The organism is Micromonospora desertarenae (assembly GCF_056150265.1).
In genome coordinates this window covers 137,818-160,832 of record NZ_JAXCFQ010000003.1, presented here as the reverse complement: position 1 = coordinate 160,832, position 23,015 = coordinate 137,818, and the positions used below count along the sequence as shown (strand labels likewise).

The window sequence follows — 23,015 nt, the reverse complement described above, 5'->3', positions numbered from 1 at the left end:
GTCGCCACCCGCGCCGCCTCGCACCTCCGCCACGCCTCCATCCTGCCCCGGCGGTCTGACATCCCGCCCGTGCCGACCGGGGAATCTGTCCGGGTCGGGCTCTTACGCGACGGATGCGACGTTGAACGCGGTAAGTCTCAGTTAACTGCTTGCTAGTACAGCGCAACATAAAGTAACTTCACTCGCAACGCGCAGCGGGGCGGAGGGGTCGGATGGCGGTCGAGCAGCGGAGCTTCGAGCCCGGCACCGACGTGCTGATCCGCAAGGTCGACAGTCATCTCGCCGCCGTCCGCGCCGGCCTCACCGGCCCCGAGCTGGAGCTGGCCGAGCGACTCGCCGACTGCCTGCGCGAGCTGGTGGTCTCCACCGCCCAGGCCAGCGCCGCCGACCGTGGCCGGGTCCGCGCCGCTGTGCACTTCTTCGTGCTCCGCCGGGAGAGCCGCGGCCGGTTGCTCTCGGTCCGCTCGCTCACCGCCGCCCAGCGGGTGGTCAACCGGGTGGTACGCCAGCTCGGCCGCCCCGACCTGCTGGTGGAGGCGCGGTGGGACCGCCCGGCCCGGGAGCCCGCGCTGCCCGCCGCCGACGTCGCCCTCCACTGACAGCGTGGCCGGCACGGGGCGGCGGTCGGGCGGGCGATTTCCGGCAAAACCGCCCGTCGAGCGGCGAACTGGCGTCTGATCGCTCGTAGGTGCCGTCCCACCTCAGCGGTGCCCCCTGCCACCTCGACCTGGAGCGCGGGTGCTCGTACTGCTGATCCTCCACCTCCTGGCGGCCCTCGTGGCGCCGCTGCTGGTCCGGTGGTGGGGCCCGCGCGCCTGCTACGCGCTGGCGCTGGCGCCGGCCGCCGCGTTCGGCTGGGCCCTGGCCCGCACGCCAGCGGTCCGGGACGGCGGCGCGGTGGTCGAGACGTACCCCTGGGTGGGCCAGCTCGGGATGGCGCTGGCGCTGCGGCTGACCACCCTGTCCTGGCTGATGACCCTGCTGGTCGGCGGGGTCGGCGCCCTGGTGCTGGTCTACAGCGCCCGGTACTTCGGGCCCGGCTCGCTCGGGCTGGCCCGGTTCGCCGCGGTCCTGGTGGCCTTCGCCGGAGCCATGCTCGGCCTGGTCCTCGCCGACGACCTGCTGCTGCTCTACGTCTGCTGGGAACTCACCACGATCTTCTCGTACCTGCTGATCGGCCACAGCACCGAACGACGGTCCAGCCGCTGGGCGGCGGCGCAGGCGCTGACCGTGACCACCCTCGGCGGGCTCGCCATGCTGGTCGGGTTCGTCATGCTCGGCGAGCACGCCGGCAGCTACCGCTGGTCGGTGATCGCCGCCGGGCCGCTGCCCGACGGGGCTTACCTCGGCACGGCGGTGGTGCTGATCCTGGTCGGGGCGCTGGCCAAGTCGGCCGTGCTGCCGTTCAACACCTGGCTGCCGGTGGCGATGGCGGCGCCCACGCCGGTCAGCGCCTACCTGCACGCGGCGGCGATGGTGAAGGCCGGCGTCTACCTGGTCGGGCTGCTCGCGCCGGTGCTCGCCGCGGTCGGCCCGTGGCGGCCGGTGGTGCTGGTCGCCGGGCTGGCCACCCTGCTCGTCGGCGGCTGGGCGGCGCTGCGGCAGACCGACCTGAAGCTGCTGCTGGCGTACGGGACGGTCAGCCAGCTCGGGCTGCTGATGGCGGTGACCGGGGTGGGCACCCCGGACGCCGCGCTGGCCGCCGCCGCGATGCTGCTCGCGCACGCGCTGTTCAAGGCGGCGCTCTTCCTCGTCGTGGGCATCATCGACCACCGCACCGGCACCCGGGACCTCACCGAGCTGTCCGGGCTGGGCCGCGCCGCGCCACTGCTGGCCACCGTGGCGGTGCTGGCCGCGGCGTCGATGGCCGGCCTGCCCCCACTGGTCGGCTTCGTCGCCAAGGAGGCGGTGCTCGCCGCGTTCACCGACCGGCCGCTGGCGCTGGCCGTCCTGGTCGCCGGCACGGCGCTGACCGTGGCGTACAGCGCCCGGTTCGTCTGGGGCGCGTTCGCCACCCGGCCCGGGGTGCCGACCACCGACGTCGGGCGGGTGGCCCTGCCGATGCTGGCGCCGCCCGCCCTGCTGGCCGCCGCCGGGCTGGTCGCCGGTCCGGCCGCCGGCGGGCTGGACGGCCTGTTCCACCCGTACGCCGAACTCTTCGGCGGCGTCGGCGCGCACCTGGCGCTGTGGCACGGCCTGACCCCCGCGCTCGGCTACTCCGCGCTCGCGGTGGCCGGCGGCGCGCTGCTTTTCGCGCTGCGCGGCCCACTCGCCCCGGTGCTGGCCCGGGTGCGCGCCCCGGTGAACGGCAACCAGGGGTACGAGTGGGTGATCGGCCACTTCGACCGGCTCGCCGCCGACGTCACCGCCGTCACCCAGCGCGGCTCGCTGCCGCAGTACCTCGGCGTCATCCTGCTGGCGCTGGTGGCGGTCCCCGGTGGGGCGATGCTGCTCGCCCGGCCCTGGGCGACCGACGTCGCGCTCTGGTACACGCCGCTGCAACCGGTCGTGCTCCTGGTGATCACCGTGGCGGCCGTGCTCGCCGTCAACGCCCGCCGCCGGTTGACGGCCATGCTGCTGGTCGGCACCACCGGCTACGGCACCGCCATGCTCTTCGTGCTGTACGGCGCGCCGGACCTGGCGCTGACCCAGTTCCTGGTGGAGACGGCCACCATCGCGATCTTCGTGCTGGTGCTGCGCCGGCTGCCCGACCGGTTCTCGGCCCGGCCGTTGCGGCGCAGCCGCTGGGCGCGGCGGGCGATCGGGGTGGCCGCCGGGGTGGTCACCGCGGGACTGGCCCTGGTGGCCGCCGACGCCCGCCGGGCACCCCCGATCTCGGACGCCTTCCCGGAACTCGCGGTGACCGAGGGGTACGGCCGCAACGTGGTCAACGTGACCCTGGTCGACATCCGCGCCTGGGACACCATGGGCGAGCTGTCGGTGCTGGTGGTGGCGGCGACCGGGGTGGCCAGCCTGATCTTCGAGCGGTCCCGCACCGGGCCGCGCCCGCGCCGGCCGGAGCCCGCCGGCCAGCCGACCCGCCCGGACCGCCCGGTCTGGCTGCGCGGCGGGGCCAGCCTCCAGGAGCGGCGCCGGTCCCTGGTGCTGGAGGTGATCACCCGGCTGCTCTTCCACACCGTGGTGCTGTTCTCGCTCTTCCTGCTCTTCTCCGGGCACAACGCGCCGGGCGGCGGGTTCTCCGGCGGTCTGGTGGCCAGCCTCGCGCTGGTGGTGCGCTACCTGGCCGGCGGCCGGTACGAACTGGCCGAGGCGGCCCCGGTCAGCGCCGGCACGGTCCTCGGCGCCGGGCTCGCCGTCTCGGTGGGCAGCGGGGTGATCGCGCTGGCCGCCGGGGGCTCGGTGCTGCAGAGCGCGAAGATCGACCTGGCGCTGCCGCTGATCGGCGAGTTCTACCTGGTCACGTCGCTCTTCTTCGACATCGGCGTCTACCTGGTGGTGGTCGGGCTGATGCTGGACATCCTGCGCAGCCTCGGCACCCAGGTGGACCGGCACATCGAGGCGGCCGGCCGCCCCGGTGGCGGGCTCGCCGTCGACCACGAGGGGGAGCGGCGGTGAGGGACGGCGCGACGGGCCCCACGCTGACCGTGGTGCTCGCCATCGGCATCCTCGTCGCCTGCGGGGTGACCCTGCTGCTGGAGCGCAGCCTGACCCGGATCCTGCTCGGCGTCATCATGCTCGGCAACGGGGTCAACCTGCTCATCCTGCTCAGCGGCCGGCCGGGCGCCCCGCCGGTGGTGGGCACCGCCCCGACCGACGCGATGAGCGGCGCCCTGGCGCAGGCGCTCGTGCTCACCGCCATCGTCATCACCTTCGGGCTGACCGCGTTCCTGCTCGCCGTCAGCTACCGCAGCTGGTACCTGACCGGCGACGACGAGGTGCCGGACGACCTGGAGGACCGGCAGGTCAGGCGGCGGGCCGAGCGCGACGAACTGGTCCCGGCCGACCTCGGCGGCGAGGGCCCGGACGGCGACCCCGAGCAGGTCGACCCGGAGCCGCCGCGCCGGCCGCCGGAGCAGGACGGCGACCGGTGACCGGCCGCCCGCCGACCCCGGACCGGGGTGCCCGGTGAGCCGGCTGGTGCCGCTGCCGGTGGTGGTGCCGCTGCTCGGCGCGGCCCTGACCCTGATGCTGGCCCGCCACCCCCGGTCGCAGCGCGCGATCAGCGTGACCTGCCTGGCCACCACCCTCGCGGTGGCGGTGGTGCTGCTGGTGCAGGCGTACCGGCACGGGCCGCTGGTGACGCAGATCGGGGCGTGGCCGGCGCCGGTGGGCATCGTGCTGGTCGCCGACCAGTTGGCCGCGCTGATGCTGGTGGTCTCCGCCGCGGTCACCCTCTGCGTGCTGCTCTACTCGATCGGGCAGGGCCAGGGCGACTTCGGCGACGCCCCGCCGGTGACCATCTACCACCCCACCTACCTGGTGCTGACCGCCGGCGTGACCAACGCGTTCCTGGCCGGCGACCTGTTCAACCTCTTCGTCGGCTTCGAGATCCTGCTCGCCGCGAGCTTCGTCCTGATCACCCTCGGCGGCACCGAGGCCCGGATCCGCACCGGCTCGACGTACGTGGTGGTCAGCATCCTGTCCTCGATGCTCTTCCTGGCCGGGGTGGGCCTGGTGTACGCGGCGACCGGCACCGTCAACCTCGCCCAGCTCGCCCACCGGCTGGACGCCCTGCCGGCCGGCGTACGGCTGATGCTGGAGCTGACCCTGCTGCTCGCCTTCGGGATCAAGGCGGCGGTCTTCCCGCTGTCGGCCTGGCTGCCGGACAGCTACCCGACCGCGCCCGCGCCGGTCAGCGCGGTCTTCGCCGGCCTGCTCACCAAGGTCGGCGTGTACGCGATCATCCGGACCGAGACGCTGCTCTTCCCGGGCGGCCACGCCGGCACGCTGCTGCTGGTGGTGGCCGGGCTGACCATGATCGTCGGGATCCTGGGCGCGGTGGCCCAGTCGGACCTGAAGCGGCTCTTCTCGTTCACCCTGGTCAGCCACATCGGCTACATGATCTTCGGGGTGGCGCTGAGCAGCGTGGCCGGTCTCACCGGCGCGATCTTCTACGTGCTGCACCACATCACCATCCAGACCACGCTCTTCCTGGTGGTCGGCCTGATCCAGCTCCGGGCCGGCAGCACCGACCTGCGCCGCATCGGCGGCCTGGCGCGGGTGGCCCCGGTGCTCGCGGTGATCTTCTTCGTGCCGGCGATGAACCTGGCCGGCGTCCCGCCGTTCTCCGGGTTCCTCGGCAAGCTCAGCCTGTTCCAGGCCGGCGTGGCGGCCGGCGGCCCGCTGCCCGGCGCGCTGGTCGCGGCCGGGGCGCTGACCAGCCTGCTCACCCTCTACGTGGCCTCCCGGGTATGGAACATCGCCTTCTGGCGGGCACCCCGGCTGGCCACCGAGGAGCCGCCGACCCGGCTGCCCGGCCTGATGGTCGGGTCCACGGTCGCCCTGGTCGTCCTCGGGCTGGCGATGACGGTGGTCGCCGGCCCGCTCTTCCGGGTCACCGCCGACGCGGCCGTGGACCTGCGCCAACGCACCCCGTACGTCCGGGCCGTGCTGCCCCGGGGGGCGCCGTGAACGCGCAGCCGGCGGACCGGGCGCGGGACGTGCGCGGCCGGGTGGTCCGCTCCCGCGACCAGCTGATCGCGTACGGCTGGCTGGTGCTGATCTGGATGCTGCTCTGGGGCGACTTCTCCTGGGGCAACCTGCTGGGCGGGCTGCTGGTCGGCGGGGCGGTGCTGGTCTTCTTCCCGCTGCCGCCGGTGACCTTCGGCGGCCGGCTGCGGCCCGTTCCGCTGCTGGTCTTCGCCGTCCGCTTCGCCGGCGAGCTGGTCCGCGCGAGCCTGCACGTCGCGTGGATCGCCGTGCGGCCCGGGTTCCGGCCCCGGGGGGCGATCATCGCGGTGCGGCTGCGGGTGCGCACCGACCTGAACCTGGCACTCACCGCCGAGATCATCTCGCTGGTGCCGGGGACGCTGATCGTGGAGGTGGACCGGGACAGCGGCACCCTCTACGTGCACGTGCTCGACGTCCGCGGCCCGCAGGACCTGACCGGCAGCCGGGACCGGATCCTCGCCGTCGAGCAGCGGCTCGTCCGCGCCGTCGGCTCGCCCGCGGAGCTGCCCCTGGTGCAGTCCGAATCCGTGCCGAAGGGAGACCGATCGTGACCGCGATCCTCGCCGCCGTCCTCACCGTACTGTTCTCGATCACCGCGCTGTGCGCGCTGGTCCGGCTGTACCGGGGCCCGTCCCTGCTGGACCGGGTGATCGCCGCCGACATGCTGCTCGCCACCATGATCGGCGGGGTGGGCGCCGAGGCGGCGGTCAACCGGAACGCCACCAGCCTGCCGGTGCTGGTGGTGCTCTCGCTGCTCGGCTTCGTGGGCTCGGTGTCGCTGGTCCGCTTCGCCGTCCGGGAGGAGTCCTGATGCCCGCCACGCCCGCCGTGCCGAGGAGGGCCTGATGCTCGGCACCGTCGCCGACTGGTTGGGTGGCGCCTTCCTGGTCGCCGGCGCGCTGCTCAGCCTGGTCGCCGGGATCGGCCTGCTGCGCTTCCCGACCGTGCTGGACCGGATGCACGCCGCCACCAAGCCGCAGACGCTCGGGGTGCTGCTGCTGCTCGTCGGGTTGGCGCTGCGGCTGCGCGACCCGGAGGACCTGGGCATGGTGGCGCTGGTCGGGATCTTCCAGATGGCCACCGCCCCGGTCGCCGCGCAGATGATCGGTCGGGCCGCCTACCGGACCGGCCGGGTCGACCCCCGCCTGCTCGACGTCGACGAGCTGGCCGACCGCTGAGGCCGGGGGGTACCCCGCTGTCCACGTCGTCCGTCGGGTGGCATCCGCCGCCGCTCGCGGGGATGCGTCCCGCCGCGTCCCAATTCCGGGACTGCGGCGATTCTGCGTCTTGCCTCTTGCCGGGTTCCGGGCCCGGCGGCACTCTTCGCAGTGATGGTCATCGATCAATGACCGCCGCCCGGTCACCGCCCACCCGGCGGAACCGGACCACCCCCACCCCGGAGGACCCATGAGCTCCCGCACCCCCCGTCCCGGCTGGCTGGCCGGGCTGGCCGTCGCGGCCGCGACCGTGCTGACCGCCACCTCGGCCGCCGCCGCCCCCACCGCCCCGGCCCCCGCCGCCCCGCCCGCCGCGCTCGCCGCCGCCCCGGACATCCCGCTGGCCAACGTGAAGGCGCACCTCACCCAGCTCCAGTCCATCGCCACCGCCAACGGCGGCAACCGGGCGCACGGCCGGCCCGGCTACCTGGCCTCGGTCAACCACCTCAAGGGCCAGCTGGACGCGGCCGGGTTCACCACCACCGTGCAGTCGTTCAGCTACAACGGCGCCACCGGCTACAACCTGATCGCCGACTGGCCCGGTGGCGACCCGAACGCGGTGCTGATGACCGGGGCCCACCTGGACAGCGTCGCCGCGGGGCCGGGTATCAACGACAACGGCTCCGGCTCGGCGGCCATCCTCGAGGTCGCGCTCGCGGTGGCCCGCACCGGCTTCGCTCCCGCCAAGCACCTGCGGTTCGCCTGGTGGGGTGCGGAGGAACTGGGCCTGCGCGGCTCCCGGCACTACGTGAACACCCTGCCCACGGCGGAGCGCGCGAAGATCAGCCAGTACCTGAACTTCGACATGGTCGGCTCGCCCAACGCCGGCTACTTCGTCTACGACGGCGACAACTCCGACGGGGTGGGCTCCGGCCCCGGCCCGGCCGGCTCCGCTCAGATCGAGCAGACCATCCAGGCGTACTTCACCTCGATCGGGGTGCCGACCCGGGGCACCGACTTCGACGGCCGCAGCGACTACGGCCCGTTCATCAGCGTCGGCATCCCGGCCGGCGGCACCTTCACCGGCGCCGAGGGGATCAAGTCCAGCGCCCAGGCGTCGCTCTGGGGCGGCACCGCGGGCCAGGCGTTCGACCCCTGCTACCACCGCTCCTGCGACACCACCGCCAACATCAACGACACCGCGCTGGACCGCAACGCCGACGCGATCGCGTACACGGTCTGGACGTTGGGCGGGGCCGGCACGCCGCCGGGCAGCACGGTCTGGAGCGACACCTTCGAGACGGCGACCGGCTGGACGGCCGACCCGTCCGGCACCGACACCGCCACCCTGGGCCAGTGGGAACGCGGTGACCCCGCGGCGACCAGCAGCTCGGGCGTGACCACCCAGTCGGGCAGCACGGTCAGCGGCAGCTACGACCTGGTCACCGGGGCGGCCGCGGGCAGCAGCGCCGGGGCGTACGACCTGGACGGCGGGGTGAGCAGCATCCGCTCGCCGGCGATCACGCTGCCGGCCAGCGGCACGCTCACCCTCTCCTTCTCCTGGTACCTGGCCCACCTGAACAACGCCACCAGCGCCGACTACCTCCGGGTGCGGGTGGTCGGCACCAGCACCGTCACCGCGCTGACCGCGACCGGCGCCGCGAGCAACCGGGCGGCGTCCTGGCAGAGCGCCACGGTCGACGTCTCGGCGCTGCGTGGCCAGACGGTGCGGATCATGGTCGAGGCCGCCGACGCCGGCACCGCCAGCCTCGTCGAGGCGGCGGTGGACGACATGACGGTCACCCAGAGCTGAAACCGGACGGCAGGGCCCGGGATCGCCAGTACCGGGCGACCCGGGTCCTTCCGCACACCTTCAGCGGACGTACAGGTGCCGCCGATAAAATGGCGTGCATGATCGACTCCTCTGCCCAGGAGGGCAGCAGTAGCCAGCCGGGTCGTGCCCGGCGCCTGACGACCCCGACGTCCCCGGGAGCCCTGAGCGTCCCGTGTTGATCGTCGTCGGTCTCCTCTTCATCATCGTTCTCACCGCCGCCACCGGTTACTTCGTGGCCCAGGAGTTCGGCTACGTCGCCGTGGACCGAGGCAAGCTCAAGCAGCTCGCCGACGGCGGCGACCAGGCCGCCGCCCGGGCCCTGGAGGTCACCGGCCGGCTCTCCTTCATGCTCTCCGGCGCCCAGCTGGGCATCACCGTCACCGCGCTGCTGGTCGGTTACGTCGCCGAGCCGTTCCTCGGCGCCGGCCTGGCCGACCTGCTCGGCGTGGCCGGCGTCTCCCGCTCGCTGAGCCTGCCGCTCTCCGTGGCGCTGGCCCTGGTCATCGCGACAGTGGTGCAGATGGTGCTGGGCGAGTTGGCGCCGAAGAACCTGGCCATCGCCCGCGCCGAGCCGGTCGCCCGGGCGCTGGCCCGGTCCACCCTGGTCTACCTCAAGGTGGCCGGGCCGGTGATCACCCTCTTCGACCGGGCCGCGGTCCGGCTGCTCCGCCGGGTCGGCATCGAGCCGATCGAGGAGCTGCCCAGCGGGGCCACCCCGGAGGACCTGGAGCAGATCATCGCCGAGTCCCGGCAGGAGGGGCACCTCGACGTCGAGATGTCGACCCTGCTCGACCGGGGCCTCGACTTCCGCCAGCTGACCGCCGGCGAGGCCATGGTGCCGCGGGTCGACGTGCACACCGTACGGGCGAACGAGCCGGTCAGCCGGGTGGTCGAGCTGCTCGACAGCGGCCACTCCCGGTTCCCGGTGCGCGGTGCCGAGGGCGTCGACGACCTGGTCGGCGTGGTCGGGATCGCCGACGTGCTCGGCGTACCCCCGGCCCGGCGGGCGAGCACCCCGGTCGGCGCGGTGGCCGGCCCGCCGCTGCTGGTGCCGGAGACCCTGCCGCTGCCCACGGTGCTGGACCGGCTGCGGTCCGGGCACCGGCAGATGGCCTGCGTGGTCGACGAGTACGGCGGCTTCGCCGGCGTGATCACGCTGGAGGACATCGCCGAGGAGCTGGTCGGCCCGATCCGGGACGAGGACGACCCGCCGGAGCGCGCCCCGGCCCGGCAGGACGACGGGTCCTGGGTGGTGCCCGCCCGCTGGCGCATCGACGAGGTGGCCGACAGCACCGGCATCGCGCTGCCCGAGGCCCCGGAGTACGACACCCTCTCCGGCCTGGTGATGCGCGAGCTGGGCCGGGTGCCCGAGGTCGGCGACCGGCTGGAGATCAGCCTGCCCGCCGACGGCGAGGACGGCGCGGTGGAGCCGCGCGCCCTGGTCGAGGTGCTCGCGGTCGACCGGCACGTGGCCGACTCGGTCCGGCTGCGGCTGGCCGAGCCCGGCGAGCGCCGGGAGGTGTCCGCATGAGCCCCGGGGTGGCGCTGTTCAGCTCGGTGCTGCTGCTGGCGCTGAACGGCTTCTTCGTGGCCGCCGAGTTCGCCCTGGTGGCGAGCAAGCGGTACCGGCTGGAGCAGGCGGCCGCCGGTGGCGGCCGGGCGGCCCGGGCCGCCCTGGACGGGGTGCGCGAGCTGTCGCTGATGCTGGCCGGCGCCCAGTTGGGCATCACCCTGTGCACGCTGGGCCTCGGCGCGCTCGCCGAGCCGGCGATCGAGCACCTGGTCAGCCCGCTGCTGCACGCGGTCGGCCTGCCCGACGCGGCGAGCCACGCGATCGCGCTGATCTTCGCGCTGAGCCTGGTGACCTTCCTGCACCTGGTGATCGGCGAGATGGCGCCGAAGTCCTGGGCGATCACCGACGCGGAGCGCTCGGCGATGCTGCTGGCGCTGCCGTTCCGGGCCTTCGCCCGGGTCTCCCGGCCGGTGCTGTCCGCGCTGAACGCGCTCGCCAACGCGATCCTGCGGCTGTTCCGGGTGAACCCGCAGGACCAGCTCGCCCAGGTGCACGGCCCGGGCGAGCTGCGCATCCTGCTGGAGCAGTCCCGCGAGCACGGCCTGCTCGGCGCCGAGCAGCACGAGTTGCTGACCAGCATGCTGGAGCTGCAGGGCACCACCGTGGCGCAGGTGATGGAGCCGTTCGACCGGATGGTGACGGTGCGCCGGGACGACGCCGCCGACCGGATCGAGCAGGTCAGCCGGGACAGCGGGCGGTCCCGCCTGGCGGTGCTGGACGCCGCCGGCGACGTCTGCGGGCTGGTGCACGTCCGCGAGGCGGTGCGGGTCACCACCACCGGCCGGTCGGCCACCGCCGGCGACCTGATGACCGCCGCGTTCACCCTGCCGGCGTCGGCGTCGGTCACCGAGGCGGTGGCCGCGATGCGGGCCCGGCAGTCCCAGCTCGCGCTGGTCCGCAACGGTGGCGGCCCGGCCCGGCCGATCGGGTTCGTCGCGCTGGAGGACCTGCTGGAGGAGGTCATCGGCGAGTTCGACGACGAGACCGACCCGGTGCCGCGCGGGCGGCGGTTGCGGTGAGGCCGGCCGGGTAAGCCGGCTCCGGCGGCGGGGCGGTCCCGCCCGGGCGGGGGCAGCCCCCGCCCGGTCCGCCGGGACGGGGGAGCGCGGTGCGGCTGACCGGGGTGTCACCGGAGTCCGGCTGGACCGGGCTGTCCGTGCAGACCGCCCTGGCCAACCCGAGCACCCGCCCGGGGCTGCGGTTGCCCGGGCGGATCACGATCACCGCCGGCCGGTTCGACGTGCCGGTCCGGCACGTCCGCCTCGGTCTGGTCACCTCCGTCGAGCCGGACGACCCGGAGGCGCCCCGCCGCCTGGTGCAGTTCCACCAGGCGGCGGTCTCCGGCGGCTTCGTGGTGCGGGCCGGACGGGCCCGCACCATGCCGTTCACGTTCCCGATGCCCTGGGAGACGCCGGTGACCATCTTCGGCGGGGTCCCGCTGCTCAGCCTGCGGATGGGGCTGCGTACCGAGGTGGCCATCGAGCCGCAGCTCGACCAGGGGGCGATGGTCCCGGTCTTCGTCCATCCGCTGCCCACCCAGGCGCACGTCCTGGCCGCGCTGGACACGCTCGGCTTCAGCCTGCGCCAGGCCGGCCTGCTGGACGGCCGGCTGCCCGGGGTGGAGCAGACCCTGCCGCTGCACCAGCGGCTGGGTTACTGGGTGGCCCCGCTCTACGCCGGGCCGATGACCGAGCTGGAGGTGATCTTCGTGGCGAACTCGGCCGGGCTGGAGGTGATCCTCTGGCTGGACCGCCGGCTGGCCCTGGCCGGGATCACCCACCAGAGCATCAGCCGGTTCCGGGTCTGGCACGTCGGCGCGGAGCGGCGGGACTGGGTGGCGACGGTGGACGGGTGGCTGCGGCACGCGATCAACCGGCACGCCGCCGCGGCGGCGCACAGCGACTGGTCGGCCAACATCACCGAGTCCGCGCACGTCAGCCGCCCGCCGGACGAGCCGCTGCACCCGGGCTTCGGCCTCGGCGGCACGGCCGGCGGCGCCGGCATCGGCGGCGGCGGTGGCGGCGGCGACGGCACCTGAGCCGCCGCGCCGGGTTACATCGTGGCGGTGGCGAGCTTGACGCTGAAGCCGAGGAAGAGGGCGGCCACGCCGGTGGTGGCGCCGGCGGCGAGGCGGCGGCGCCGGCGGAACTGCGCCGCCAGGAACGTCCCGGCGAAGATCAGCGCGGTCAGGTAGAGCGCGCTGGTGACCTGGGCGATCAGCCCGAGCAGCAGGAAGGACAGCGCCGGCCAGGCGTACCCGGGGTCGACGAACTGGATGAAGAAGGAGATGAAGAAGAGGATCGCCTTCGGGTTGAGCAGGCTGACCACCAACGCCTTGCGGAACGGGCTGCGCAGCGCGGCCGGCTCCGCGGCGTCGATCAGCCGCGGCGTGGTCGGGTCGTTGCGGTCCCGCCAGCGCCGCCAGGCGCCGCGCAGCATGGTCAACCCCACATAGCCGAGGTACGCGGCGCCGGCGTACTTCACCACCAGGAACAGCGCCGGGTACGCCTGGAGCAGCGAGGCCACCCCGGCGGCGGAGAGGAGCATCAGCACCCCGTCGCCGACGAGCACCCCGCCCACGGCCCGGTAGCCGGCCGCCACGCCCCGCTGCGCGGCGGTGGAGAGCACGAAGAGGGTGTTGGGCCCGGGCAGCAGGATGATCGCCACGGTGCCCAGCAGGTACGTCCAGATGTCGGTGATGCCCAGCACGCCGGACATCATCACGCCACCGGTGCCGCCCGGCGAAGCCTTTCCCGGAGCGTGACCTGTGCTCCTCGCCACTCGTCGACGGTCATCGAATACTGCACGGTGTCCCGCCACGAGCCGTCGGCGCGCTGCCGGTGCATCCGCAGCACCCCCTCGCGGGTGGCGCCGAGCCGCTCGATGGCCCGCTGCGAGCGCTCGTTGCGGATGTCGGTGTGCCACACCACCCGCAGCGCGCCCAGCTCGTCGAAGGCCCGGGTGAGCAGCAGCAGCTTCGCCTCGGTGTTGATCCCGGTGCGCCACCACGGCCGGCCCAGGAAGGTGTATCCGATCGCCACCGCCCGCCGGTCCGGGTCGACCTCGTAGTAGGAGGTGGTGCCGACCACCGCGCCGGTGACCGCGCAGCGCTGCACCCACGGCACCCGCTCACCCCGGTGGTGCGCGGCCAGCGCGGCGGCGACCACCTCGGCGGTCCCGGCCGGGTCGGCCGGCATGGCGGTGCCCAGGTGCCGCCAGACGTCCGGGTCGGCGGTGGCGGTGTGCAACTCGTCGGCGTGCGCGAGGTCGAGCGGCTCCAGCACCACGTGCTCGCCGCGCAGCACCGCCGGCTCCAGCCACGGCGACCGGCCCGGCCGCAGGTACGCCGGGACCGGGGCGGTGACGCCGGCGTCCGGCTCCGGCACGCCGGCGGTCAGCCGCAGCGGCACCACGCCGGCCCAGTGCGGCAGGTCGAGGTCGGCCTCCTCGTCGCGTACGCCCCCGGTGCGCGCCCGGACCGAGACCTCGCGCAGCGGCAGCGCCAGCACGGCGGTCTCGGCCAGCTCGCGGCGGCTCGGCGGGCGGCTGTCCGCGCTGCGCCCGGCGCCGACCTTCTCCACCAGCGCGGCGAGCACGTCGGCCTTCTCCCGCTCGTCGGTGACCAGCCGGGCGGTGCCGTGCGCGACCACCGAGCGGTAGTTGGCGCTGTGGTGGAACTGGGAGCGGCCGTAGACCAGGCCGTCGAGCAGGGTGACCGCGACGCAGACCGGCAGCCCGTCGCCGCGGGCCGCGAGCAGCGGCCGGCTGCCGGTGGAGCCGTGCAGGTAGAGGGTGTCGCCGAGGCGGACGTGCAGGGTGGGCAGCACCCGCGGCTCGCCGTCCACGGTGAACCCCAGCGCGCAGTGGTACGCCTCGTCCAGCACGGCGTGCGCGGCGGCGCGGTCGTAGCTCATCCGGTCCCGGCTGCGGCTGGCGGTGGTCCGAGGGGTCGGTGGGTACATGCTCCCGCCTTTGTTCTAGTACAATCCTGCATTTGTGTCAGCACGCTATCAGGTCACCGGTACGACGGCCGTCGAGATTTCGGCCAGCATCGAGTCCGGCATCCGGGCCGCCGCGCTGCCGCCCGGCGCCACGCTGCCGCCGGTGCGGGCCCTGGCCGCCGAGCTGGCGGTCAGCCCGGCCACCGTCGCCCGGGCCTACCAGGAGCTGCGCCAGCGCGGGCTGGTGGTCACCGCCGGCCGGCACGGCACCCGGGTCCGGCCCCGCCCGCCGGTGGCGTCCCGCCGCTCGGCGCTGCGCCCGCCGCTGGCGCCCGGTCTGCGCGACCTGTCCACCGGGGAACCCGACCCGGCGTTGCTGCCCCCGCTCGGCCCGCACCTGGCCACCCTCGCCGCGGCGGCCGGTCCGCCGGTCAGCTACTCCGGTGCCGGCGTGCTGCCCGAACTGGTCGAGGCGGCCCGGGCGCGGCTGGCCGCCGACGGCGTACCGGCCGGCGAGCTGACCATCACCGGCGGCGCGCTCGACGGCATCGAGCGCCTGCTCGGCGCCCACCTGCGCCCCGGCGACGCGGTGGCGGTCGAGGACCCGGGCTGGGCCAACCTGCTCGACCTGGTGGCCGCCCTCGGGCTGCGCCCGATCGGCGTACCGGTCGACGACGACGGGCCGCTGGTCGCCGGCGTCCGCTCGGCGCTGGCCGCGGGGGCCCGCGCGCTCGTGGTCACCAGCCGGGCGCAGAACCCGACCGGCGCGGCCGTCTCCGCGCACCGGGCGCGGCAGCTGCGCGAGCTGCTCGCCGGCCGGCCCGACCTGCTGTTGATCGAGGACGACCACGCCGCCGAGCTGGCCCGCGTACCGCTGCACCCGCTGGCCGGGGCGACCCCGACGTGGGCCTTCCTCCGGTCGGTGAGCAAGCCCTTCGGGCCCGACCTGCGGCTGGCCGTGTTGGTCGGCGACGAGACGACGGTGGCCCGGGTGGCCGGCCGGGCCCGGGTCGGCGCCGGCTGGGTCTCCACCGTGCTGCAACGGCTGGTCCTGGCGCTCTGGCGGGACCCGGCGGTGGCCGAGCTGGTCGACCGGGCGGCCGGCAGCTACGAGCGGCGCCGCGGCGCGCTGCTCGCCGCGCTGGCCCGGCGCGGTCTGCCGGCGCACGGGCGCAGCGGCATCAACGTCTGGCTGCCGGTGGCGGACGAGACCAGCGCGCTGACGTCGCTGCGCGACGCCGGCTGGGCCGTCGCGCCGGGCGCGCTCTACCGGATCGCCGGCCCGCCGGGGCTGCGGATCACCGTGAGCCGGCTGGCCGACGCCGACGTCGAGCCGCTCGCCGACGCGCTGGCCGGGGCGGTCCGCCCGCCCCCCGTCGCCGGCTTCACCGCCTGAGCGGCCGGCACGAGCGTGAGCCGCCGCGCAGGGGGTAAGCGCGGCCCCGGAGGTGAGCGACATGGCTGGGTCCGGGTCGAAGCGGGGAGTCTGGATCGCCGTCGCGGTGGCGGTGATCGTGCTCATCATCGTGATCATCGCGCTGGCGTCCGGCGGCGGTGACGGCGGTGGCGGCGGGTACTGACGGCGCCCGCCCGCCCGGCGGAGTCCCCCGAACGGGTATATAACAGTCGACATGGCCGAGCAGACCGAGAGCGCTCCGGGCGCCCAGCGGTTCATCCCGCCCGAGGCGGACACCATCGACGCGCTCCGCGCGGCGGCGGCCGGCTGCCGTGGCTGCGAGCTCTACCGGGACGCCTCGCAGACGGTGTTCGGCCGGGGCGACGAGAGCGCCCGGGTGGTCTTCGTGGGCGAGCAGCCCGGCGACATGGAGGACCAGAAGGGCCTGCCGTTCGTCGGCCCCGCCGGCCGGCTGCTCCGCAAGGCCGTCGACGACGCCGGCCTCGACCCGGGGCACATCTACCTGACCAACGCGGTCAAGCACTTCCGCTTCGAGCTGCGCGGCAAGCGGCGCATCCACCAGACCCCGGACCGGGTGCACATCACCGCCTGCCGCCCCTGGCTGGTCGCCGAGTTCGCCCGGCTGGACCCGGAGATCGTGGTGGTGCTGGGCGCCACCGCCGCCAAGGCGCTGCTCGGCCCGACGTTCCGGGTCACCCGCCAGCGCGGCGAGCTGCTGCCGTGGCCCGCCTCGGCGCAGCACCCCGAGGACTTCCAGCGGGTGCCGGTGGACGCCGAGGGCAAGGTCGCCGACGCGCCCGAGGCCCGGCTGCTGGCCACCATCCACCCGTCCGCGGTGCTGCGCGCCGACGACCAGGACAAGGCGTACGACGGGCTGGTCGCCGACCTCACCGTGGCCGCCCGCGCCCTGGCCGCCTGACCCGACCGGCCTCGTCCCAGGCGGTCGGTGGACGGTCACCGGGCCGACGGCGAACACCCACACTCCGGATTGGTCCGGCCGGGCGCGCGGGGATCGGCTCTGCGGCAGGGTCCGCCCGGCGCCTAACGTGGCGGCATGAGCTCGACCCACCCCACCGCCCCGTCCCCGGTCGACGTCGCCGCCGAGCCGCCGACCGACCCGGACGCCGAGCTGAGGCTGGCCACCGGCAACGCCGCCGCGCTCTGGACGGCGCTGGCCGAGACCCGGCGGCACCCGCTGACCCGGCGACCCGGCTTCCTCGCCGTGCACGGCGACGACCGGGCCGGCCTGCGCGTCCTGCTGCGCACCCCGGAACCCACCCCGGACGAGGTGGCCGAGATCGCCGCGCTGGTCCGGCGAGGCGCCGCGGGCCCGGTGACCGTCGAGGACCCGTTCGGCGCCGTGGACCTGACCGGCACGGGCCTGGCGCCCCGGCACCTGCCGGTCATGATCCGCCCTCCCGCGCCCGCCCCGGCGCCCGCGCCGCGGGTGATCCCGGTCGACGACCCGCGGCGGCTGGCCACTGTCGAGCGGGTGGTGGTGTCCGGCTTCCCGCTGGGCGGGCTGCACCCGTACCGGCCGGGTGAGGCGTTCCCGGTGGCCCTGCTCGGCCGACCCGGGATCCGGTTCCTGCTCGCCGAGGTCGACGGCGTACCCGCCGGCGCCTGCCTGACCGTGCGCGCCGAGGTGGCCGGGCTGTACTGGATGACCACGCTGCCCGAGCACCGGTCCCGGGGCGTGGGCCGGGCGCTGCTGCACGCGGCGCTGGCGGAGCTGGCCGGTCACCCGGTCACCCTCACCGCGTCCCGGGCCGGCCGCCCGCTCTACGACTCGCTCGGCTTCCGGCCCGTCGCCCGGGCCACCTGGTGGTCCTGACCGCCCGACCCCGCCGGTCGGCGATCGGCACTGTTCCGCACGGGTGGCCGGTGCCACACTTGCCGCCATGCAGCAGCATCTCTACGAGCGCGACCACGACGAGTTCCGGGACCTGTGCCGCGCGTTCCTCGCCCGCGAGGCGGTGCCGCACCACGAGCGGTGGGAGGCCGCCGGGATCGTTGACCGGGAGGTGTGGCGCAAGGCCGGCGCCGCCGGACTGCTCGGCATGGACGTCGACCCCGAGTACGGCGGTGGCGGCCAGCGGGACTTCCGGTACAACGCGGTGCTGGTGGAGGAGATCGTCGCCGCCGGCTGCTCGGGGCTCGGCTTCGGCCTGCACAACGACGTGGTGGCCCCGTACCTCACCGAGCTGACCACCGACGACCAGCGCAAGCGCTGGCTGCCCGGGTTCTGCTCCGGCGACCTGGTCACCGCCATCGCGATGAGCGAGCCCGGCGCCGGCTCCGACCTGGCCGGCGTCCGCACCACCGCGGTACGCGACGGCGACGCGCTCGTGCTCAACGGTCAGAAGACCTTCATCACCAACGGCGAGCTGGCCGACCTGGTGGTCGTGGTCGCCCGCACGGCCGACCAGGGCGCGCACGGGGTGAGCCTGATCGCGGTGGAGACCGGCACGCCCGGCTTCACCCGGGGCCGGCGGCTGGCCAAGGTGGGGCTGAAGGCCAACGACACCGCCGAGCTCTTCTTCGACGACTGCCGGGTGCCGGCGGAGAACCTGATCGGCACCGAGAACCACGGCTTCTACCACCTGATGGCCAACCTGCCCCGGGAGCGGCTGAGCATCGCGGTCGCCGCGGTCGCGGCCGCCGAGAAGCTGCTCGCCGTCACCCTGGACTACGCCCGCTCCCGGCAGGCGTTCGGCCGGCCGATCGGCGCCTTCCAGCACAACCGGTTCCTCCTGGCCGAGCTGGACACCGAGGTGACCATCGCCCGGACCTTCGTCAACCACTGCGTCGCCGAGTTCAACGCCGGCCGGCTCTCGGTGACCGACGCGGCCAAGGCCAAGTGGTGGACCACCGAGCTGCAGAACCGGGTCGCCGACCGCTGCGTGCAGCTGCACGGCGGCTACGGCTACATGCTGGAGTACCCGGTGGCGAAGGCGTGGCTGGACGGGCGGGTGCAGACCATCTACGGCGGCACCACCGAGATCATGAAGGAGATCATCGGCCGCGGGCTCGGCCTGTAGCGAAACCGGGTGCCATCGGCCCGGGTGGCTGCGCAAGGATGGACAGCGCCCGCACCCCTTACCGGACCGAGGAGCCGCCGATGACCACGGACCTGACCGCGCCGGTCGCCGCCGCCCCGGACGTCGCGCCGATCCAGCGGCGGACCCTGGGGCTGCTCTTCGGCACCCAGATCATCGGCGGGATCGGCGTCACCATCGGCATCGCGGTGGGCGCGCTGCTGGCCGCCCGGGTGGCCGGCACCGCGGTGGCCGGCCTGGCCCAGAGCGCCGCCGTGGTGGGTGGGGCGCTGCTGGCCGTCCCGGTGACCCGGATCATGAACGCGCACGGCCGCCGGCCGGGGCTGGCCTTCGCCTACCTGGCCGGCGCGGTCGGCGCGGTGCTGGTGGTGCTCGCCACGGTCACCCGGTCCGTGCCGCTGCTCTTCCTCGGCATGCTCTTCTTCGGCGGCGGCACCGCGGCCAACCTCCAGGCCCGCTACGCCGCGGTGGACCTCGCCGAACCGGCCCGCCGGGGGCGGCAGCTCTCGCTGATCGTCTGGGCCACCACCATCGGCGCGGTGGCCGCGCCGAACTTCGCCGCGCTCGCCGACCGCACCACCAGCGGCTGGGGACTGCCGCCGCTGGCCGGCCCGTTCGCCTTCAGCGCGGCCGCGTTCGTGCTGGCCGCGGGCGTACTGCTGGTACTGCTGCGGCCCGACCCGCTGCTCACCGCGCGCCGGCTGGCGGCGGCCCCCGCCCCGGTGGCCACCGGAGCGGCGGACGTCACCCCACCGGCCGAGGCGGTCGCCGCGCCGGCCCGGCCCGCCCGTGGCGCCGGGATGCGGGCGGCCTGGCAGGTGGTACGCGGCCGCCCGGCCGCCCGGCTCGGCATCGCCGCGGTGGCGGTGGGCCACGTGGTGATGGTGGCGGTGATGTCGATGACGCCGGTCCGCCTCGGCGAGTCGCACGGCGACGCCGACGTGCTGCGGGTGGTCGGCATCGTGCTGAGCCTGCACATCGCCGGCATGTACGCCCTCTCCCCGCTGGTCGGCTGGCTGACCGACCGACTCGGTCGGCGCGCGGTGATCCTCACCGGCGTCGGGCTGCTGCTCGCCGCGTGCGCGGTGGCCGGCACGGCCGGGCACCACACGCCCCGGCTCTCGATCGGCCTGGTCCTGCTCGGGCTGGGCTGGTCCGGCACCATGGTGGCCGGCTCCACGCTGCTGTCCGAGTCGGTGCCGGCGGCCGTCCGCCCGAGCGTGCAGGGGTTCTCCGACCTGACGATGGGGCTGGCCGGCGCGGGAGCCGCCGCGGTCAGCGGGTTTGTCATGCGGGCCGCCGGTTATCCGGTGCTCACCCTGCTCGCGGCGATCGCCGTGGTGCCGCTGGTGGCGCTAGCGTTGCGGGCGGTGCCGGCGAGCGCACCGGACGAGGAGGACTGATCACGTGCGGCTGACCGACTTCTGGGCGCGGCTGGAGGAGACGTTCGGGCCGGGCTACGCGGCCAGCATCGCCTCCGACCAGGTGCTGGCCCAGCTCGGCGGACGGACCATCCAGCAGGCGCTCGCCGCGGGTGAGGAGACGCACGTGGTGTGGCGGGCGGTCGTCGCCGCCTATCCCGACCGGGTGCCCGCCCGACTACGCTGAGCAGCCTTTTCGCCGCCCCCGCGTGTCGCTTGCCGACTCGTACACCTGTTCGGCTATTGTCCACAGCGGGGTGCTCGTCCACAGCTCGCGGCCCGTCGGCTGGTTTTCTGTCGGACCCAGCGCCTAGCGTGTCCGCGTGACGCGAAGCTCAGGAAAGACGCCGGCGAAGGCAGGGGTGGCAACGATGGCAGCAGGGCCTGACCGGGAGAAGGCACTCGACCTTGCTCTCGCTCAGATCGACAAGCAGTTCGGCAAGGGCTCGGTGATGCGGCTGGGGGAGCGGCCGGTCATCCAGACCGCGGTGATCCCGACCGGCTCCATCGCGCTCGACGTGGCCCTCGGCGTGGGCGGTCTGCCCCGCGGCCGGGTCGTCGAGATCTACGGTCCGGAGTCCAGCGGTAAGACCACGGTGGCGCTGCACGCGGTGGCCAACGCCCAGCGGGCCGGCGGCATCGCCGCCTTCGTCGACGCCGAGCACGCGCTCGACCCGGAGTACGCGAAGGCCCTGGGCGTCGACACCGACGCGCTGCTGGTGTCCCAGCCGGACACCGGTGAGCAGGCGCTGGAGATCGCCGACATGCTGGTCCGCTCCGGCGCGCTCGACATCATCGTGATCGACTCGGTGGCCGCGCTGGTGCCGCGCGCCGAGATCGAGGGCGAGATGGGCGACAGCCACGTGGGTCTGCAGGCCCGGCTGATGAGCCAGGCGCTGCGGAAGATCACCGGCGTGCTCAACAACACCGGCACCACGGCGATCTTCATCAACCAGCTGCGCGAGAAGATCGGTGTGATGTTCGGCAGCCCGGAGACCACCACCGGTGGTCGGGCGCTGAAGTTCTACGCCTCGGTCCGGCTCGACGTGCGCCGCATCGAGAGCCTCAAGGACGGCACCGACGTGGTCGGTAACCGCACCCGGGTCAAGGTGGTGAAGAACAAGGTCGCCGCGCCGTTCAAGCAGGCCGAGTTCGACATCATGTACGGCAAGGGCATCTCCCGTGAGGGCTCGCTGATCGACGTCGGCGTCGAGCAGGCGATCATCCGCAAGTCCGGCGCCTGGTACACCTACGACGGCGACCAGCTCGGCCAGGGCAAGGAGAAGGCCCGCGAGTTCCTCCGCGAGAACCCGGACGTGGCCGCCGAGATCGAGAAGAAGATCCTGGAGAAGCTCGGCGTCGGGGTCGGCGCGGGCGACGCCGCCGGTGGCCCGGAGCTGCCGCCGGTCGACTTCTGACCTGACTCGTGGCAGGACGACGTGCCCGTACGGGGCGGGGCTGGGATGCCAGCCCACCCCGTACGGGTGACGCCAGCACGCCGCGGCCCCGCCGCGGCCGGCGCGGCCGTTCCGAGGAGGAGGCCGGTTCCGAGGCGCCCGCCGCCGCGCCGCGCGACGAGGCGGAGGTGGCCCGGGAGATCTGCCTGCGCCTGCTCGCCGTGCGGCCCCGTACCCGGGCCGAGCTGGCCACGGCGCTCGCCAAGCGGGGCATCTCCGAGGAGGTCTCGGCCGAGGTGCTCGACCGCTACGACGAGGTCGGCATCATCGACGACGCCGCCTTCGCCCGCGCCTGGGTGAGCAGCCGGCACGCCGGCCGCGGATTGGCCCGCCGGGCGCTGGCCAACGAACTGCGCCAGCGCGGAGTCGACGGCGACGTGGCCCGCGAGGCGCTCGGCGAGCTGGACGAGACCACCGAGGCTGAGACGGCCCGCGCCCTGGTCGAGCGGAAGCTCCGGGTCGCCCGTGGCGAGCCCGACGCGGTGTTCCGCCGGCTGGTCGGCATGCTGGCCCGCAAGGGCTACCCGCCCGGCGTGGCCATCCGCGCGGTGAAGGACGCCCTCGCCGCGCAGAGCGCCGAGGCGGCCGAGTTCGCTGAGCAGATCGACGCCGACGCCCTCGCCGACGCCGAGGGCGAACTGGACCGCGACAACCGGGCGGCCGAATGACCGGCCGGGCGATGTTCACGTGGCCGGGCAACCGGCCGAGCGAACCACTCCCGGCGGCCGGTCGGCGGGTGGCGGCGCCAGGGAGGGCCGGCCGATGCTGAAGGCCTGCCTCAACGGCGGGCGGGGTCGCGACGAGCACCCGGCGGTCCCGCTCACCCCGGCCGAACTGGCCGCCGACGCGGCCCGCTGCGCCGATCTCGGCGTGGCGGCGGTGCACGTCCATCCGCGCGACACCGACGGTGCCGAGTCGTTGCGTCCCGAGGTCATCGCGGCGGCCCTCACCGCGATCCGGGCCGCCCGGCCCGGGCTGCCGGTCGGGGTGAGCACCGGTGCCTGGATCGAACCGGATCCGGCCGCTCGGGTGGCCGCCGTCCGCGCCTGGCGGGTCCTGCCCGACTTCGCGTCGGTCAACGCCCACGAGGAGGGCGCGGAGGCGGTCGCCGCCGCGCTGCACGAGCGGGGCGTGCTGGTGGAGGCCGGGCTCTGGACGGTCGAGGCGGTGGCGGCCTACCGGGCCTGGCGGGTGCCGGCGGGGCGGCTGCTGATCGAGTGCATGGCCGAGCAACCGCCGGTGGCGCTCGCGGACGCGGCGGCGATGCTCGCCGCCCTGCCGCGCGCCGCGGCGCCGGTCGAGCCGCGGGTCGAGCCGCCGGTGCTGCTGCACGCCGAGGGGCCGGCCACCTGGACGGTGCTCGCCGAGGCGGTCCGCCGGGGGCTGCACGCCCGCATCGGCCTGGAAGACACCCTCCAGCTACCGGACGGCACGCCCGCCCCGGACAACCCGGCACTGGTCACCGCCGCGCTGGCCGCCGGCGCCCGCTGAGCCGCCCCCGCCGGGCCGACGGCACCCCTCGCCG

23 protein-coding genes are annotated in these 23,015 nt (G+C 74.9%); 21 read left to right on the top strand and 2 right to left on the bottom strand.

Translation table 11 applies throughout. The features are described from left to right. Positions 1–212: 212 nt before the first annotated feature. From SM577_RS06695 to SM577_RS06645, 11 genes are all read left to right on the top strand, one after another. Positions 213–599: a hypothetical protein gene (locus tag SM577_RS06695; RefSeq protein ID WP_302917637.1), complete on the top strand. Its 387-nt coding sequence runs from the start codon at positions 213–215 to the stop codon at positions 597–599. A 139-nt stretch (positions 600–738) separates the two neighbouring features. Continuing rightward, positions 739–3,576 (top strand): Na+/H+ antiporter subunit A, encoded by a 2,838-nt coding sequence (locus SM577_RS06690; protein ID WP_474586496.1) that lies wholly within the window; start codon positions 739–741, stop codon positions 3,574–3,576. Beyond that, positions 3,573–4,052 (top strand): Na(+)/H(+) antiporter subunit C, encoded by a 480-nt coding sequence (locus SM577_RS06685; protein WP_302917635.1) that lies wholly within the window; start codon positions 3,573–3,575, stop codon positions 4,050–4,052. The genes SM577_RS06690 and SM577_RS06685 overlap by 4 nt, the downstream gene beginning before the upstream one ends. A 34-nt stretch (positions 4,053–4,086) precedes the next feature. Beyond that, entirely contained in the window at positions 4,087–5,592 is a 1,506-nt protein-coding gene (locus SM577_RS06680; protein WP_474580321.1) for a Na+/H+ antiporter subunit D, read from the top strand. After that, positions 5,589–6,182 carry a Na+/H+ antiporter subunit E gene (locus SM577_RS06675; protein WP_302917633.1) on the top strand — a complete coding sequence of 198 codons (594 nt, stop codon included), beginning with the start codon at positions 5,589–5,591 and terminating at the stop codon, positions 6,180–6,182. The genes SM577_RS06680 and SM577_RS06675 overlap by 4 nt, the downstream gene beginning before the upstream one ends. Continuing rightward, positions 6,179–6,442 carry an MrpF/PhaF family protein gene (locus tag SM577_RS06670; protein WP_302917632.1) on the top strand — a complete coding sequence of 88 codons (264 nt, stop codon included), beginning with the start codon at positions 6,179–6,181 and terminating at the stop codon, positions 6,440–6,442. Before SM577_RS06675 ends, SM577_RS06670 begins: the two co-directional genes overlap by 4 nt. 34 nt (positions 6,443–6,476) lie before the next feature. After that, positions 6,477–6,809, top strand: coding sequence for a monovalent cation/H(+) antiporter subunit G (gene mnhG / locus SM577_RS06665; RefSeq protein ID WP_474580320.1), 333 nt, complete (start codon positions 6,477–6,479; stop codon positions 6,807–6,809). A 229-nt stretch (positions 6,810–7,038) separates the two neighbouring features. Beyond that, positions 7,039–8,601: a M20/M25/M40 family metallo-hydrolase gene (locus SM577_RS06660; RefSeq protein ID WP_474586495.1), complete on the top strand. Its 1,563-nt coding sequence runs from the start codon at positions 7,039–7,041 to the stop codon at positions 8,599–8,601. A 193-nt stretch (positions 8,602–8,794) separates the two neighbouring features. After that, a complete protein-coding gene (locus tag SM577_RS06655) occupies positions 8,795–10,153 on the top strand; it encodes a hemolysin family protein (protein ID WP_302917629.1) in 1,359 nt (452 codons plus the stop codon). Then, positions 10,150–11,214 carry a hemolysin family protein gene (locus tag SM577_RS06650; RefSeq protein WP_474580318.1) on the top strand — a complete coding sequence of 355 codons (1,065 nt, stop codon included), beginning with the start codon at positions 10,150–10,152 and terminating at the stop codon, positions 11,212–11,214. The genes SM577_RS06655 and SM577_RS06650 overlap by 4 nt, the downstream gene beginning before the upstream one ends. A gap of 89 nt (positions 11,215–11,303) precedes the next feature. Then, the gene (locus SM577_RS06645; protein ID WP_302917627.1) at positions 11,304–12,233 is read left to right on the top strand and encodes a sporulation protein; all 930 of its coding nucleotides are present in this window, start codon (positions 11,304–11,306) and stop codon (positions 12,231–12,233) included. A 14-nt stretch (positions 12,234–12,247) separates the two neighbouring features. Here SM577_RS06645 and leuE read toward each other — a convergent pair whose 3' ends face one another. Then, positions 12,248–12,916, bottom strand: a complete 669-nt coding sequence (gene leuE / locus SM577_RS06640) for a leucine efflux protein LeuE (protein WP_302917626.1) — start codon at positions 12,914–12,916, stop codon at positions 12,248–12,250. Next, complete coding sequence (locus tag SM577_RS06635) at positions 12,916–14,157, bottom strand: bifunctional pyridoxamine 5'-phosphate oxidase family protein/GNAT family N-acetyltransferase (protein WP_474586494.1); 1,242 nt, start codon at positions 14,155–14,157, stop codon at positions 12,916–12,918. The genes leuE and SM577_RS06635 overlap by 1 nt, the downstream gene beginning before the upstream one ends. Positions 14,158–14,191: 34 nt before the next feature. On the opposite strand from SM577_RS06635, the gene SM577_RS06630 reads away from it, so the two are divergent. From SM577_RS06630 to SM577_RS06585, 10 genes are all read left to right on the top strand, one after another. Further along, complete coding sequence (locus SM577_RS06630) at positions 14,192–15,532, top strand: aminotransferase class I/II-fold pyridoxal phosphate-dependent enzyme (protein ID WP_474586493.1); 1,341 nt, start codon at positions 14,192–14,194, stop codon at positions 15,530–15,532. 61 nt (positions 15,533–15,593) lie between these two features. Further along, complete coding sequence (locus tag SM577_RS06625) at positions 15,594–15,716, top strand: hypothetical protein (RefSeq protein ID WP_474586492.1); 123 nt, start codon at positions 15,594–15,596, stop codon at positions 15,714–15,716. A 51-nt stretch (positions 15,717–15,767) separates the two neighbouring features. Continuing rightward, positions 15,768–16,472, top strand: coding sequence for a UdgX family uracil-DNA binding protein (locus tag SM577_RS06620; protein WP_302917622.1), 705 nt, complete (start codon positions 15,768–15,770; stop codon positions 16,470–16,472). A gap of 135 nt (positions 16,473–16,607) precedes the next feature. Continuing rightward, on the top strand, positions 16,608–17,387 hold the full coding sequence (locus tag SM577_RS06615; RefSeq protein ID WP_474586491.1) for a GNAT family N-acetyltransferase: 780 nt from the start codon (positions 16,608–16,610) through the stop codon (positions 17,385–17,387). 67 nt (positions 17,388–17,454) lie between these two features. Then, positions 17,455–18,594 carry an acyl-CoA dehydrogenase family protein gene (locus SM577_RS06610; protein ID WP_302917620.1) on the top strand — a complete coding sequence of 380 codons (1,140 nt, stop codon included), beginning with the start codon at positions 17,455–17,457 and terminating at the stop codon, positions 18,592–18,594. An 80-nt stretch (positions 18,595–18,674) separates the two neighbouring features. Next, entirely contained in the window at positions 18,675–20,015 is a 1,341-nt protein-coding gene (locus tag SM577_RS06605; RefSeq protein ID WP_474586490.1) for an MFS transporter, read from the top strand. Between the two features lie 4 nt (positions 20,016–20,019). Then, positions 20,020–20,220: a DUF3046 domain-containing protein gene (locus tag SM577_RS06600; RefSeq protein ID WP_302917618.1), complete on the top strand. Its 201-nt coding sequence runs from the start codon at positions 20,020–20,022 to the stop codon at positions 20,218–20,220. 184 nt (positions 20,221–20,404) lie between these two features. Continuing rightward, positions 20,405–21,451, top strand: a complete 1,047-nt coding sequence (recA, locus tag SM577_RS06595) for a recombinase RecA (RefSeq protein ID WP_088995380.1) — start codon at positions 20,405–20,407, stop codon at positions 21,449–21,451. An 8-nt stretch (positions 21,452–21,459) separates the two neighbouring features. Then, on the top strand, positions 21,460–22,158 hold the full coding sequence (locus tag SM577_RS06590; protein ID WP_474586489.1) for a regulatory protein RecX: 699 nt from the start codon (positions 21,460–21,462) through the stop codon (positions 22,156–22,158). A 94-nt stretch (positions 22,159–22,252) separates the two neighbouring features. Continuing rightward, a complete protein-coding gene (locus SM577_RS06585; protein WP_474580310.1) occupies positions 22,253–22,981 on the top strand; it encodes a 3-keto-5-aminohexanoate cleavage protein in 729 nt (242 codons plus the stop codon). Positions 22,982–23,015 lie beyond the last annotated feature (34 nt).

What these genes read in the sequence shown, in the direction of transcription:
- SM577_RS06620 (WP_302917622.1), top strand. Translation starts at nt 15,768, where the DNA reads ATGGCCGAGCAGACCGAGAGCGCTCCGGGCGCCCAGCGGTTCATCCCG.
- recA (WP_088995380.1), top strand. Translation starts at nt 20,405, where the DNA reads ATGGCAGCAGGGCCTGACCGGGAGAAGGCACTCGACCTTGCTCTCGCT.
- SM577_RS06585 (WP_474580310.1), top strand. Translation starts at nt 22,253, where the DNA reads ATGCTGAAGGCCTGCCTCAACGGCGGGCGGGGTCGCGACGAGCACCCG.
- SM577_RS06635 (WP_474586494.1), bottom strand. Translation starts at nt 14,157, where the DNA reads ATGTACCCACCGACCCCTCGGACCACCGCCAGCCGCAGCCGGGACCGG.
- mnhG (WP_474580320.1), top strand. Translation starts at nt 6,477, where the DNA reads ATGCTCGGCACCGTCGCCGACTGGTTGGGTGGCGCCTTCCTGGTCGCC.
- SM577_RS06605 (WP_474586490.1), top strand. Translation starts at nt 18,675, where the DNA reads ATGACCACGGACCTGACCGCGCCGGTCGCCGCCGCCCCGGACGTCGCG.
- SM577_RS06625 (WP_474586492.1), top strand. Translation starts at nt 15,594, where the DNA reads ATGGCTGGGTCCGGGTCGAAGCGGGGAGTCTGGATCGCCGTCGCGGTG.
- SM577_RS06610 (WP_302917620.1), top strand. Translation starts at nt 17,455, where the DNA reads ATGCAGCAGCATCTCTACGAGCGCGACCACGACGAGTTCCGGGACCTG.
- SM577_RS06650 (WP_474580318.1), top strand. Translation starts at nt 10,150, where the DNA reads ATGAGCCCCGGGGTGGCGCTGTTCAGCTCGGTGCTGCTGCTGGCGCTG.
- SM577_RS06615 (WP_474586491.1), top strand. Translation starts at nt 16,608, where the DNA reads ATGAGCTCGACCCACCCCACCGCCCCGTCCCCGGTCGACGTCGCCGCC.
- leuE (WP_302917626.1), bottom strand. Translation starts at nt 12,916, where the DNA reads ATGATGTCCGGCGTGCTGGGCATCACCGACATCTGGACGTACCTGCTG.
- SM577_RS06695 (WP_302917637.1), top strand. Translation starts at nt 213, where the DNA reads ATGGCGGTCGAGCAGCGGAGCTTCGAGCCCGGCACCGACGTGCTGATC.
- SM577_RS06660 (WP_474586495.1), top strand. Translation starts at nt 7,039, where the DNA reads ATGAGCTCCCGCACCCCCCGTCCCGGCTGGCTGGCCGGGCTGGCCGTC.